The 13,001-nt window shown below is 66.7% G+C and carries 12 protein-coding genes; 11 read left to right on the top strand and 1 reads right to left on the bottom strand.

Annotated features, from left to right (window positions below; genetic code table 11):
• Positions 1 to 14: 14 nt before the first annotated feature.
• From scpA to U1839_RS20545, 11 genes are all read left to right on the top strand, one after another.
• Positions 15 to 2,153, top strand: a complete 2,139-nt coding sequence (gene scpA / locus U1839_RS20595; RefSeq protein ID WP_332805446.1) for a methylmalonyl-CoA mutase — start codon at positions 15 to 17, stop codon at positions 2,151 to 2,153.
• The gene (locus U1839_RS20590) at positions 2,150 to 2,524 is read left to right on the top strand and encodes an Imm10 family immunity protein (RefSeq protein WP_332805445.1); all 375 of its coding nucleotides are present in this window, start codon (positions 2,150 to 2,152) and stop codon (positions 2,522 to 2,524) included. Before scpA ends, U1839_RS20590 begins: the two co-directional genes overlap by 4 nt.
• Before the next feature lie 128 nt (positions 2,525 to 2,652).
• Positions 2,653 to 3,699, top strand: a complete 1,047-nt coding sequence (bioB, locus tag U1839_RS20585; protein WP_332805468.1) for a biotin synthase BioB — start codon at positions 2,653 to 2,655, stop codon at positions 3,697 to 3,699.
• Positions 3,696 to 3,926, top strand: a complete 231-nt coding sequence (locus U1839_RS20580) for a hypothetical protein (protein ID WP_332805444.1) — start codon at positions 3,696 to 3,698, stop codon at positions 3,924 to 3,926. The genes bioB and U1839_RS20580 overlap by 4 nt, the downstream gene beginning before the upstream one ends.
• Positions 3,923 to 5,908 (top strand): ATP-binding protein, encoded by a 1,986-nt coding sequence (locus tag U1839_RS20575; protein ID WP_332805467.1) that lies wholly within the window; start codon positions 3,923 to 3,925, stop codon positions 5,906 to 5,908. Before U1839_RS20580 ends, U1839_RS20575 begins: the two co-directional genes overlap by 4 nt.
• A gap of 71 nt (positions 5,909 to 5,979) precedes the next feature.
• Entirely contained in the window at positions 5,980 to 7,449 is a 1,470-nt protein-coding gene (locus U1839_RS20570) for an efflux transporter outer membrane subunit (protein WP_332805443.1), read from the top strand.
• 2 nt (positions 7,450 to 7,451) lie between these two features.
• Positions 7,452 to 8,849, top strand: a complete 1,398-nt coding sequence (locus U1839_RS20565) for an efflux RND transporter periplasmic adaptor subunit (RefSeq protein ID WP_332805442.1) — start codon at positions 7,452 to 7,454, stop codon at positions 8,847 to 8,849.
• Positions 8,839 to 9,579, top strand: a complete 741-nt coding sequence (locus tag U1839_RS20560) for an ABC transporter ATP-binding protein (protein WP_332805441.1) — start codon at positions 8,839 to 8,841, stop codon at positions 9,577 to 9,579. Before U1839_RS20565 ends, U1839_RS20560 begins: the two co-directional genes overlap by 11 nt.
• Positions 9,579 to 10,787 carry an ABC transporter permease gene (locus U1839_RS20555; protein WP_332805440.1) on the top strand — a complete coding sequence of 403 codons (1,209 nt, stop codon included), beginning with the start codon at positions 9,579 to 9,581 and terminating at the stop codon, positions 10,785 to 10,787. The genes U1839_RS20560 and U1839_RS20555 overlap by 1 nt, the downstream gene beginning before the upstream one ends.
• A 95-nt stretch (positions 10,788 to 10,882) precedes the next feature.
• Positions 10,883 to 11,965 carry a glycerophosphodiester phosphodiesterase gene (locus U1839_RS20550; RefSeq protein WP_443030647.1) on the top strand — a complete coding sequence of 361 codons (1,083 nt, stop codon included), beginning with the start codon at positions 10,883 to 10,885 and terminating at the stop codon, positions 11,963 to 11,965.
• A gap of 24 nt (positions 11,966 to 11,989) precedes the next feature.
• On the top strand, positions 11,990 to 12,256 hold the full coding sequence (locus U1839_RS20545) for a hypothetical protein (protein ID WP_332805439.1): 267 nt from the start codon (positions 11,990 to 11,992) through the stop codon (positions 12,254 to 12,256).
• A gap of 7 nt (positions 12,257 to 12,263) precedes the next feature.
• Here the strand turns inward: U1839_RS20545 and U1839_RS20540 are convergent, their stop codons facing one another.
• Positions 12,264 to 12,989: a PGAP1-like alpha/beta domain-containing protein gene (locus U1839_RS20540; RefSeq protein ID WP_332805438.1), complete on the bottom strand. Its 726-nt coding sequence runs from the start codon at positions 12,987 to 12,989 to the stop codon at positions 12,264 to 12,266.
• Between the last annotated feature and the right edge of the window lie 12 nt (positions 12,990 to 13,001).

Genomic DNA, 13,001 nt, shown 5'->3' with positions numbered 1-13,001 from the left:
GGATAAGTAAGCTTATGACCACCAACCCAACCCTCGCCGACTGGCAGGCCGCCGCCGCCAAGGAAGTGAAGGGCGCCGACCTGACCTGGCACACGCCGGAGGGGATCGACGTCAAGCCGCTCTACACCGCCGAGGACGTGACGACCGACCCCGGCCTGCCTGGCTTCGCCCCGTTCACGCGCGGCGTGCGCGCGTCGATGTATGCCGGGCGGCCCTGGACGGTGCGGCAATATGCCGGCTTCTCGACCGCCGAGGAATCGAACGCCTTTTACCGCCGCAACCTCGCCGCCGGGCAGAAGGGGCTGTCGGTCGCGTTCGACCTCGCGACGCATCGCGGTTACGACAGCGACCATCCGCGCGTCACCGGCGACGTCGGCAAGGCCGGCGTGGCGATCGACAGCGTGGAGGACATGAAGATCCTGTTCGACGGCATCCCGCTCGACAAGATGAGCGTGTCGATGACGATGAACGGCGCGGTGATCCCGATCCTCGCCTTCTTCATCGTCGCCGGCGAGGAGCAGGGCGTGCCACGCGCCGAGCTCGACGGGACCATCCAGAACGACATCCTCAAGGAGTTCATGGTCCGCAACACCTATATCTACCCGCCCGAGCCGAGCATGCGGATCATCTCGGATATCTTCGGCTTCACCAGCCGCGAGATGCCCAAGTTCAACAGCATCTCGATCAGCGGCTATCACATGCAGGAAGCCGGGGCGACGCAGCTCCAGGAGCTGGCCTTCACCATCGCCGACGGGCGCGAATATGTGAAATATGGCGTGGCGAGCGGGCTCGACATCGACAAGTTTGCCGGGCGCCTCTCGTTCTTTTTCGCGATCGGCATGAACTTCTTCATGGAGATCGCCAAGCTGCGCGCCGCGCGCGTGCTGTGGCATCGCGTGATGACCGATCTCGGCGCGAAGGACGAGCGCTCCAAGATGCTGCGCACGCATTGCCAGACGAGCGGCGTCTCGCTGACCGAGCAGGACCCGTACAACAACGTCATGCGCACGACGATCGAGGCGATGGCGGCGATGCTCGGCGGCACGCAGAGCCTGCACACCAACGCGCTCGACGAGGCGATCGCGCTGCCGACCGATTTCTCGGCGCGGATCGCACGCAACACCCAGATCGTCATCCAGGAAGAAACCGGGATGACCAAGGTCGTCGATCCGCTCGGTGGCAGTTATTATATCGAGAGCCTGACGCAGCAGCTGGTCGACGGCGCGTGGGAAATCATCGAACGCGTCGATGCCGAGGGCGGCATGGCCAAGGCGGTCGCGGCGGGCTGGCCCAAGGCGATGATCGAGGAAGCCGCCGCCGGGCGTGCGGCGCGGGTCGATCGCGGCGAGGACGTGATCGTCGGGGTCAACAAATACCGCCTCGCCGAAGAGGCACCGATCGACATTCTCGACGTCGACAATGTCGCGGTGCGCGAGGCGCAGATCGCGCGGATCAAGCGCACCAAGGCGGCGCGCGACGAGCCGGCGTGCCGTGCCGCGCTCGACGCGTTGCGCGAGGGCGCGCGTGGCACGGAGAATCTGCTCGCACTGGCGGTCGATGCGGCGCGGGCCCGCGCCACGCTCGGCGAGATCAGCTCGGCGATGGAGGATGTGTTCGGGCGCTACGGCACCAACCCGACGCCGGTCTCGGGCATTTATGGCGGCGCCTATCATGACGATGCGCGCTGGCTGCGGCTCGAGGACGGCGTCGCCGCGACTGAGCGGCGCCTCGGGCGCAAGCCGCGCATGCTGGTCGCCAAGATGGGCCAGGACGGGCATGATCGCGGCGCCAACCTCGTCTCGTCGATGTTCGGCGATCTCGGTTTCGAGATAGTCCCGGGGCCGCTGTTCCAGACCCCCGACGAGGCCGCCGCGCTGGCAGTGGCGAAGGATGTCGACATTGTCGGCGCGTCGTCGCTCGCGGCGGGGCACAAGACCTTGATCCCCGAACTGATCGGCCATCTGCGCGATGCCGGGCGGGCCGACATCAAGGTCATCGTCGGCGGGGTGATCCCGGCGCAGGATTACGACTTTCTGCGCGAGGCCGGGGTGCAGGCGATCTTCGGCCCCGGCACCAATTTGATCAACGCCGCCGAGGAGGTCTTGCGCCTGCTCGGGCATAATATGGCGCCAGAGACCGAGGCTGCGGAATGAGATTCGTTGCGCGGCATGTTAGCTTTGAGGAGGTCGATGGCGCGCAAGTATTCGCTGCGGGTGATGGATCTGACGCGGGTGGCGACGGACAGCCAGGATCCTACGTCATCCTCTCGTTTGGTGACGAAGACGATCAGGACCGTGCGCTGGGGCTGACTGGACTCTACGTTGAATCGAGCAACGGCGTTCTCGGCTACGGCAAAATCGAGCGCGTTGAGTGGGATGGCAAGACCGTCTCCATCATTGGTCGCAACAGCATCGAGAGTATTCAAGCTTTGATCGAGACTGACATGATGCTCCCCGACGCAATTCGAACTGCGGTTGATGAGTGCAATCTCGCCAACACACGCCGATCGGAGACAGCGGAATGAATGACACTCTTCTATCCCCCTCCCGTTCAGGGGAGGGGTTAGGGGTGGGGCCTCTCAGTCTCACCGAGACCTTGGTTCGTGGGGATAGGCCCCACCCCAACCCAGCATCGGGTGAAGACAGCCCCCGGCTGTCTTCAGAACGCGCGGGGCGCGTTCGGCCCGATGCTCCTAAAGGGGAGGGGCTTGTAAGAAGCGACTGGACGCGCGCCGAGATCGCCGACCTGTTCGACCTGCCCTTCACCGAACTGGTGTTCCACGCCGCGACCGTCCACCGCGCGCATCACGACCCGGTCGCGGTGCAGCGCTCGACGCTCTTGTCGATCAAGACCGGCGGTTGCCCCGAGGATTGCGGTTATTGCAACCAGTCGGCCTCGGCCGAAACCGGCCTCAAGGCGTCCAAGTTGATGGACGTGCGCGCGGTGCTGCAGGCGGCGGCGCAGGCGCGCGACAATGGCTCGACGCGCTTTTGCATGGGCGCGGCGTGGCGCGAGCCCAAGGACAAGGACATTCCCGCGCTGGCCGAAATGATCCGCGGCGTGCGCCAGATGGGCATGGAAACCTGCATGACGCTCGGCATGCTGACGCCGGGCCAGGCCGAGGCGCTGGGCGAGGCGGGGCTCGATTATTACAATCACAATATCGATACTTCGCCGGAGAACTACGCGAACGTCATCTCGACGCGGACCTTCGAGGACCGGCTCGACACGCTCGACAATGTCCGCGCGGCGGGGATCAATGTGTGCTGTGGCGGCATCGTCGGCATGGGCGAGACGCGCGCCGATCGGGTCGGTTTCATCCATGCGCTGGCCAGCCTGCCGGTCCATCCCGAGAGCGTGCCGGTCAACGCGCTGGTGCCGGTCAAGGGCACGGTGCTGGGCGACATGCTCGCCGACACGCCGCTGGCCAAGATCGACGACATCGAGTTCGTCCGCACCGTCGCGGTGGCGCGCATCACCATGCCGCTGAGCATGGTGCGGCTGTCGGCCGGCCGCGAGAGCATGAGTGATGCGGCGCAGGCGCTGTGCTTCATGGCGGGCGCGAACTCGATCTTCACCGGCGACAAGCTGCTGACCACGGGTAACGCCGGCGACGATGCCGATGCGGCGTTGTTCGCGCGGTTGGGACTGACGACGCTAGCGGCGGAGCAGCGCGGCGCGACCGGATTGGCTGCATGATCCGCAAAGCATTTTTGACCGTCTGGGCACTTGTCTATGGCGGTGCGCCAATTGTGTTCATTATCATGGCGCTTAGGCCGTGGCATGCGCGGATTTGCGCACCAACCAACGTTTCTACGATGCCTTGCCCGGACGGGAGATTTGGGATCCTCTCGTTCCTGATGTTTTTTGTCCTGAGCCTGGCGTCTGCTCTGGCCGCTATCCATTTGCGACGGAAATCTGACTGATGTTCAAGAAAATCCTGGTCGCCAATCGCGGCGAGATTGCGTGCCGCGTTATGCGCACCGCCAAGAAGATGGGGATCGCCACCGTCGCGGTTTATTCCGATGCCGATGCGCGCAGCCCGCATGTGCTGATGGCCGATGAGGCGGTGCGGCTCGGGCCGGCGCCGGCGGCGGAGAGCTATCTCAAGGCCGAGCTGATCCTGCTCGCGGCGAAGGAAACCGGCGCCGATTGTATCCATCCCGGTTACGGCTTCCTGTCGGAGCGCGAGAGCTTCGCGAGGGCTTGCGCCGAGGCCGGCATCGCGTTCGTCGGCCCGCCGCCCAACGCGATTGCCGCGATGGGCGACAAGATCGAATCCAAGAAGCTCGCCAAGGCGGCGGGCGTCAACGTCGTGCCGGGTTTCCTCGGCGAGATCGCCGATACCGAGGAGGCGGTGAAGATCGCCGGCGAGATCGGTTACCCGGTGATGATGAAGGCCTCGGCAGGCGGCGGCGGCAAAGGCATGCGGCTGGCCTATCACGAGCGCGACGTGCACGAGGGCTTCGAGGCGACCAAGCGCGAGGGGCTGGCCAGTTTCGGCGACGACCGCGTGTTCATCGAGAAGTTCATCGAGAGCCCGCGCCACATCGAAATCCAGGTGATGGGCGACCAGCACGGCAATATCCTCTATCTCGGCGAGCGCGAATGCTCGATCCAGCGCCGCCACCAGAAGGTCGTGGAAGAAGCGCCGTCGCCCTTCGTCACGCCCGTCATGCGCAAGGCGATGGGCGAGCAGGCCGTCGCGCTGGCGCGCGCGGTGGGTTATTATTCGGCCGGCACGGTCGAGCTGATCGTCTCGGGCGCCGACACCAGCGGCACGGGGTTCTATTTTCTCGAGATGAACACCCGCCTGCAGGTCGAGCATCCCGTGACCGAGGAAATCACCGGGCTCGACCTGGTCGAGCTGATGATCCGCGTCGCGGCGGGCGAGAAGCTGCCGCTGACGCAGGACGCGGTGAAGCTCAACGGCTGGGCGATCGAAAACCGCATCTATGCCGAGGATCCCTATCGCGGCTTCTTGCCGTCGATCGGGCGGCTGGTGCGGTACAATCCGCCGCATGCCGGTGGCGGCGTGCGCGTCGATGACGGCGTCGCCGAGGGTGGCGAGGTCAGCATGTTCTACGACCCGATGATCGCCAAGCTGATCAGCTGGGCGCCGACCCGCGAAGAGGCGATCGACAAGCAGATCGCCGCGCTCGACGCGTTCGAGATCGAGGGGCCGGGCAACAATATCGACTTCGTCTCGGCGCTGATGCAGCATCCGCGCTTCCGCGCCGGCACGATCACCACCGGTTTCATCGCCGAGGAATATCCCGACGGTTTCCACGGCGCGCCGGCCTCGCCCGAGCTGCTGCGCACGCTCGCCGCGGTCGCCGCCTTCGCCGCCACCGCGCAGGCCGATCGCGCGCGCAGGGTCGATGGCCAGCTTGGCAAGCGCCTGCGGCCGCCCTCGGCCTGGGGCGTCAAGATCGACGGTGCCGAGCATGACGTCACGATCTCGACCGACGGCATCACGGTCGACGGAACTGAGCTGCCGCTGGCGATGGAATATACGCCCGGCGATCGCATCGTCACGGTCGAGGGCGAGGAGGGCGATCTCAACGTCCGCATCGCCAGGACGCGCGCCGGCTTCAAGCTGACGACGCGCGGCGCGAGCCATGTCGCGCGGGTCCTGCCGGCGCATGTCGCGCCCTATGCCCGGCACCTGATCGAGAAAATCCCGCCCGACCTGTCGCGCTTCCTGCTGTGCCCGATGCCGGGGTTGTTGATGCGGCTGGATGTCGCTGCCGGCGACAAGGTCGAGGCCGGACAGCCGCTCGCCATGGTCGAGGCGATGAAGATGGAGAATATCCTGCGTGCCGAGAAGGCCGGCGTGGTCAAGTCGGTCAACGCCAAGCCGGGCGACAGCCTCGCGGTCGATGCGGTGATCCTCGAAATGGAGTGAGCCTCGGCCACGCAACACTCTGCGACAATATTTCAGTGGACCCGAATGGGTCGCCCGATCATTGGGACTGAATGTTTCGTCAGCGTATCGCTCTCCTGCTTCTTGCCGCGCTGCCGCTGGTCGGATGCACCGTCGGCCCCGACTATCGCCCGGCGACACCTTCGAAGCTGGGCGTGCCCGACAGTTTCTCGGTCGCTGCCCCGGCGACCGACGGCGCCGCGCGCGCGGCGTGGTGGCGCAGCTTTAACGATCCGCTGCTGGCGCGCATCGTCGAGCAGGCGCGGAGCAACAATCTCGATATCGCCCAGGCGGTCGCGCGGTTGCGCCAGGCGCGCGAGGCGCTGGTCCAGTCACGCGCGCAAATATTGCCGTCGGTCAGCGGGTCGGGCGGCTATTCGCATAACGCAACGCTGCGCGGTGCGTCGAGCGGGACCGTCGTCAATGGCACCGTGGTCAGCTCGCGCGGCGCGAGCGACAATCTCTCGCTCGGGCTCGATGTCGCCTATCAGGCGGATCTGTTCGGCGGCATTCGCCGTTCGGTCGAGGCGAGCAACGCGCAATATCAGGCCTCGGGTTACGATTACGCCTCAGTCCTGATCTCGACCGAGGCCGAGACGGCGCGCAACTATATGCTCGCGCGGCTTTATCAGGCGCAGCTCGCCAATGCGCGCGATTCACTTGGCATCCAGGACGACAATCTGCAGATCGCCGGGTACCGTGTGCAGGCCGGCCTCGTCTCGTCGCTCGACAGTGAACAGGCACGCGCGCAGCGCGCGCAGACCGCCGCAACGATTCCGTCGCTCGAGCAGAGTTACAATGCCGCAGTCTCGCGGCTCGGCGTGTTGACCGGGCAGGCACCGGGCGCGCTCAAGGCCGATCTCGCGGCTGTCCAGCCGATCCCGAGCGGGCCCGCCAGTGTCGCCCTCGGCATCCCCGCCGATACGCTGCGGCAGCGCCCCGACGTCCGCGCGGCCGAGCGACGGCTCGCCGCCGCCACGGCGCAGATCGGCGTTGCCGAGGCGCAGCTTTATCCCGCGCTGTCGATCAGCGGCAATCTGGCGAGCAATGCCGGCGGCTTTGGCAGCCTGCTCAGCGTCATCACCGGACAGGTCTTTGCCGGGCTCAGCCAGACGATCTTCAATGGTGGCCGCCTGCATGCCCAGGTGCGCGCCAACGAGGCCGCCGCCCAGGGTGCCTTTGCGGCGTACAAGTCGACCGTGCTGAGCGGGCTCGAGGATGTCGAGAATGCCGTCGTCGCGCTCGACAGCGCGCGCCAGCGCGAAGCCCAGTTCGCCATCGCCTATGACGCGGCGAACAACAGCGCGATCCTGTCGCGGACGCAGTATCGCTCGGGCCTGACCGATTTCACCACGCTCAACACGAGCGAGAGTTCGCTGCTGTCGGCACGCAACGGGCTGAGCCAGGCGCGCGCCGACAAGGCCAATGCGCTGGTCCAGCTGTTTCTCGCGCTCGGCGGCGGCTGGGATGGCAGCGCGCCGTCCGCCGCGCTCACCACCCCCGCGCCCTATTCGCAGGAATGACGATGGCCGATCCCAATCTCGACGCGTTTCTCGGCGCCAAACCGGTACCGGCGTGGCAGCGTTATGCCAAATGGGGTGCCGTCGCGATTGGCGTCATCCTGCTCGCGCTGTTGCTCAAGAGCTGCTTTGGCGGGTCCACCGCGACGCAATATGCCACGCAGACGGCGCAACGCGGCAGCCTGACTGTCAGCGTATCGGCGACCGGCAAGCTCGCCCCGACCAACCAAGTCAATGTCGGCTCGGAACTGTCGGGCCTCGTCACCAAGGTGGTGGTCGACGTCAACGATCGCGTGACCGCGGGCCAGCCGCTCGCGCTGATCGATCCGTCGCGCTTCAGGGACACGGTCAACCAGAGCAAGGCGGCGCTCGACGCCAATATCGCCGCGGTGGCCCAGGCGCAGGCAACGCTCGCCCAGTCATCGGCGACGCTGGCGCGCTTCCAGGAGGTCAGCAAGCTCTCGGGCGGCCGCGTGCCGGCCAAGACCGAACTCGACCAGGCGATCGCCGACCGTGACCGCGCGCTCGCCAATTTGCACGCCGCACAGGCCAATGTCGCCTCGGCGCGTGCGACTTTGTCGTCCAACACCACCCAGCTGACCAAGGCCATCATCCGCTCGCCGGTCAATGGCGTGGTGCTCGCGCGCCAGATCGAGCCGGGCCAGACCGTCGCGGCCTCGTTCAATACGCCGACACTGTTCGTGATCGCCGAGGATCTGTCGACGATGAAGCTCGAAGTGGCGATCGACGAGGCCGATGTCGGGCAGGTCAAGCAGGGCCAGCAGGCGAATTTCACCGTCGATGCCTTTCCGGGCAAGACCTTCCCGGCGACGATCACCCGCGTCGATGTCGGCTCCAACCTGTCGGCGCAATCGACGACGACGACGAGCACCACCGCGCAGGTCGTGTCCTATGCCGCGACGCTGGCGGTTTCCAACGCCGATCTCCAGCTGCGCCCCGGCATGACCGCGACCGCCGATATCGTCACGACGCAGAAGAACGACGTGCTGCTCGTGCCCAATGCCGCGCTGCGCTTCAAGCCGAGCGTGGCGGATGCCGGCAGCGCATCGAGTGGCGGCATTGCCGGTGCGCTCGTCCCGCGCCGGCCGCGCGGTGGCGCCGGCTCGGCCGACAAGAGCGCGACGATCAGCCGTGGCGGCACGCAGACCGTCTATGTCAAGGGCGAGGACGGCAAGCCGGTGGCGATCAGCGTTACCACCGGCGAGACCAACGGCGCGGTGACCGAGGTGACCGGCGGCGATCTCAAGCCCGGCATGGAGGTGATCACCGGCCAGCTGGCTAGCGGCGCGACCGCGTCGGGCACCACGCGGCGGCGCACCGGCGCATCGGGTACCGGCGGTGCGGCTGGCGGCGGCGGTGGCGGGCAACGCCGTGGCCAGTAGCCCGCCGGCGCCGGCGCCGGCGGGCGCGCTGATCAGCCTGCGCGGCGTGACCAAGACCTATGGCGAGGGCGCGACATCGTTCCAGGCGCTCAAGGGCATCGACCTCGACATCGAGCCGCGCGATTTCGTCGCGGTGATGGGGGCGTCGGGATCGGGCAAGTCGACCGCGATGAACATTCTCGGCTGTCTCGACGTGCCGAGTTCGGGAACCTTTCAGTTCCGCGGCGTGCATGTCGAACAACTTGATCGTGACCAGCGCGCGCTGCTGCGCCGCAAATATCTCGGTTTCGTCTTCCAGGGCTTCAACCTGCTCGCGCGCACCTCCGCGCTCGAGAATGTCGAGTTGCCGCTGCTCTATCGCGGCGATGCCAAAAAGGCGCGGCGCGAGACGGCAATGGCTGCGCTCGAAACGGTCGGACTCACGGACTGGTGGGATCATACGCCTGCCGAGCTGTCGGGTGGCCAGCAGCAGCGCGTGGCGATCGCGCGCGCCATCGTCACGCGGCCCGACGTGCTGCTCGCCGACGAGCCGACCGGCAACCTCGATTCCGAACGTTCGGTCGAGATCATGCGCATTCTCGCCGAGCTCAACAGCAAGAGCGGCATTACCGTGGTGATGGTCACGCACGAGCCCGACATGGCCGCGTTCGCGCGGACCATCGTCCATTTCAAGGACGGGCTGGTCGAGCGTGTCGAGAAGCGGCATGCGCCGGGCGAGGTGGTTAGCTGATGCTCGGGACGACCTTCCTCCTCGCGATCCGCTCGATCCTGCGGCACAAGCTGCGTTCGTTCCTGACCACGCTGGGCATCATCATCGGCGTCGCGGCGGTGGTGACGATGGTCACGCTCGGCCAGGCGACGACCGCCTCGGTGCAGAAGTCGATCGCCAGCCTCGGCACCAACATTCTCCAGGTCCGCCCGGGGCAGGGCTTCGGCCGCGGCGGCGGCGGCCCGCGTCCGCCCGATTTCAAGCCCGAGGATCTTGCCGCGATCCGCGACCAGATCGCGGGCGTGGCGGCGGTGGCGGCGCAGGCCGGCGCGAGTGGCACCGCCATCTATGAAGGCGCCAACTGGTCGACGACGATCAACGGCACCACCAATGGCTATTTCGATGTCCAGCCCTGGCCGCTGGTCGAGGGCCGGACCTTCTCGCCGACCGAGGAAGCGGCGGGCAAGGCGGTGTGCATCATCGGCAATACCGTCAACACCAACCTGTTTCGCGGCGGTTCGCCGATCGGCTCACGGATCCGCATCGGCGGCATATCGTGCGACGTGATCGGGCTGTTGTCGTCGCGTGGCCAGGCCGGCTTCGGCGGCGACCAGGACGATGTCGTGCTGATGCCGCTCAAGACGGTGCAGCGCCGCTTTACCGGCTCGACCGACCTGCGGCTGATCCTCGTCGGGGTCGATCCGGCCTATGCGACCAGCACCGTACAGGCCTCGATCGAGGACATGATGCGTGAGCGCCGCAACATCAATGGCGGCAAGGCGGACGACTTTTTCGTCCTCGACACCAAGCAGATCAGCGACACCTTCACCGGGGTGACGACATTGCTGACGAGCATCGTCACCGCCGTCGCGGCGATCAGCCTGATCGTCGGCGGGATCGGGATCATGAACATCATGCTCGTCTCGGTCACCGAGCGGACGCGCGAGATCGGCATCCGCCTCGCGATCGGCGCGGTCGCGCGCGAGGTGCTGCTGCAGTTCCTCGTCGAGGCGATTGCGCTCTCCTGCCTCGGCGGGCTGATCGGGCTCGTCGTCGCGCAGATCGCGATCGCGGCGATCGCCCCGCTGATGCAGGTAAGCTGGATCTTCGTGCCGCGGATCAACCTGCTGGCGTTCGGTATTTCGGCGGTGATCGGTGTGGTGTTCGGTTATTTCCCGGCGCGGCGCGCGGCCTCGCTCAACCCGATCGACGCGCTGCGCCACGAATAGGTGGCGAGGCCTCCGTCGCGCGACGGCGATGCGGTGGTTTTCGAAAGAAGCGCGGTTGCCTCGCCCTTGTCATTTATCCGCGCTAGGCCGCGCGCATGAACCCTTTCCTCCGCCATCTGCTCGTCCTGTTCGCTCTGGTGCCGGGCGCGGCGCTGGGGCAGAGTGAAACCATGCCCCGCGTCGCGTCGCTCTCGCCCCCCATCGTCATCGGCCATCGCGGCGCCAGCGGGCTGCGGCCGGAGCATACGCTTGCCTCCTACCAACTGGCGATCGAGCAGGGCGCCGACTTCATCGAGCCCGATCTGGTGCTGACCAAGGACGACGTCTTCGTCGCGCGGCACGAGAACGACATTACCGAGACGACCGACGTCGCGAACCACCCCGAATTTGCCGCGCGCAAGGCGAGCAAGACGATCGACGGCGAAAAGCATGTCGGCTGGTTCACCGAGGATTTCACGCTCGCCGAGCTGAAGACGTTGCGCGCCAAGGAACGCCTGCCCAAGCTGCGTCCGGACAACGCGCGCTTCGACGGCCAGTTCGAGGTGCCGACGCTGGCCGAGATCGTCGCGCTGGCCAAGCGCCGCTCGGCCGAGCTCGGCCGCACGATCGGCATCTATCCCGAAACCAAGCATCCGAGCTATTTCGCGTCGATCGGCCACCCGATGGAGGTCCGCCTCGTCGCCGCGCTGAAGCAGGCGGGCTGGAGCAAGCCGGCCGATCCGGTGATCATCCAGTCGTTCGAGGTCGCCAACCTTCGCCAGCTCCACACGCTGACCGGCCTGCGGCTGATCCAGTTGATGGACGCGAGCGGCGGCCCCGCCGACCATGCCGCACCGAGCTATGCCGCGATGGCCACGCCGGACGGATTGAAGGCGGTCGCGAGCTATGCCTGGGGCATCGGACCGAACAAGGAAATGATCCAGAAAGGGGACGCCGCACCGTCGACGCTGGTCGGCGATGCGCATGCCGTCGGCCTGCGCGTCCACCCCTGGACCTTCCGCGCCGAGAACTTCTTCCTGCCGTCGAGTCTGCGTCAAGGCATCGATCCGCGCGGCCATGGCCTGCTCGTCGAGGAGATCGACCGTTATCTCGCGCTCGGCATCGACGGTTTCTTCACCGATTTCCCGTATCTCGGGGCCCAGGCGCGCGACGCCGCCAAAACGAAGGGGCCGAAATAAAGGCCGTAATCAAAGGATGATGCCGTGCGCCGTACCGCGTTGATTGCCGCGCTCCTGCCGCTCCTCGCGGGCGGTTGCGCCGCGCGGGCAGCGCTCGATATCGTGACCCTTCCGGTCAAGGCGACCGCCAAGGCGGTTGACTGGTCGACGACCAGCCAGGAAGAGGCCGACCGCAATCGCGGCCGCGCCGCGCGCAAGCAGGAGGAGCGCGACGCGAAGGAGCGGCACAGGCAAGAAAAGCGCTGCCGGCGGCATCCCGACGACTGTCGCGGCGGCGACGACCGCCCATAGCGGCGGGTCAGCTGTTTCCGAGTATGTCCGCGACGATGCGCAGCACGTCGGGGTTGAGCTGTACGCCCATATGGCTGCTCCGCACTTCGATGTTGCGGCATTGCGGGTCGTCGGCGGCGTAGCAGATCAGTCCGTTGACCAGCCCGTCGCTTGCGCTCCAGATAGCTGTCGAGGGTACCGGCAAGGGGGCCGCGATCTCGGCCGCGCGCTCCCTGATGCTGTCGCTGGTGACTTTCTCGCCGGTCAGCCATTCATAGGCGCGCCAGACGTTGGTTGAGCGCGGATCGCCGGCAAAGGGTGAACTGACCGTGATCACCTCGCGCACCATGTCGGGCATGCGTTGCGCCGCCAGCCGCGCGAGCATCCCGCCAAGGCTGACGCCGACAAGCGTCACCGCGGCCTGATGCTCCGCGTGCATCGCCTCGATCCGCGCGAACAATCGTTCGCCCTCGTCGCCGACGGTGCGTGTGCCGAGATTGCGTCCCAGCTCCCAGCCCTGCGCGGCATAGCCGAGCGCGCGCAGATATTGCCGCAGCGCGAAGTTGGAGCGGTCGGTGGTGAACAGACCGGGCAGCACCATCACCGGCCGCCCGTCGCCGCGCGGCGCATCGTCGCTGCGCGCCCGCAACATGCCGTATCGCGCCATCGTCCACGCCGCGCGCGGCAACTCCGCCGCCCAGAGCAGTTTCGATGGCGGTGGCAGGTCGGCAACTTTCGGCATTGTGACAGTCATGCTAAGCTCTTT

The sequence above is a fragment of the Parasphingomonas halimpatiens genome (assembly GCF_036663795.1).
GTDB lineage: Bacteria > Pseudomonadota > Alphaproteobacteria > Sphingomonadales > Sphingomonadaceae > Sphingomonas.
Note: the sequence above shows the minus strand (reverse complement) of the source record. Positions and strands in the feature narration are given on the sequence as shown.

What these genes read in the sequence shown, in the direction of transcription:
- scpA (WP_332805446.1), top strand. Translation starts at nt 15, where the DNA reads ATGACCACCAACCCAACCCTCGCCGACTGGCAGGCCGCCGCCGCCAAG.
- U1839_RS20590 (WP_332805445.1), top strand. Translation starts at nt 2,150, where the DNA reads ATGAGATTCGTTGCGCGGCATGTTAGCTTTGAGGAGGTCGATGGCGCG.
- U1839_RS20580 (WP_332805444.1), top strand. Translation starts at nt 3,696, where the DNA reads ATGATCCGCAAAGCATTTTTGACCGTCTGGGCACTTGTCTATGGCGGT.
- U1839_RS20570 (WP_332805443.1), top strand. Translation starts at nt 5,980, where the DNA reads ATGTTTCGTCAGCGTATCGCTCTCCTGCTTCTTGCCGCGCTGCCGCTG.
- U1839_RS20565 (WP_332805442.1), top strand. Translation starts at nt 7,452, where the DNA reads ATGGCCGATCCCAATCTCGACGCGTTTCTCGGCGCCAAACCGGTACCG.
- U1839_RS20555 (WP_332805440.1), top strand. Translation starts at nt 9,579, where the DNA reads ATGCTCGGGACGACCTTCCTCCTCGCGATCCGCTCGATCCTGCGGCAC.
- U1839_RS20550 (WP_443030647.1), top strand. Translation starts at nt 10,883, where the DNA reads ATGAACCCTTTCCTCCGCCATCTGCTCGTCCTGTTCGCTCTGGTGCCG.
- U1839_RS20540 (WP_332805438.1), bottom strand. Translation starts at nt 12,989, where the DNA reads ATGACTGTCACAATGCCGAAAGTTGCCGACCTGCCACCGCCATCGAAA.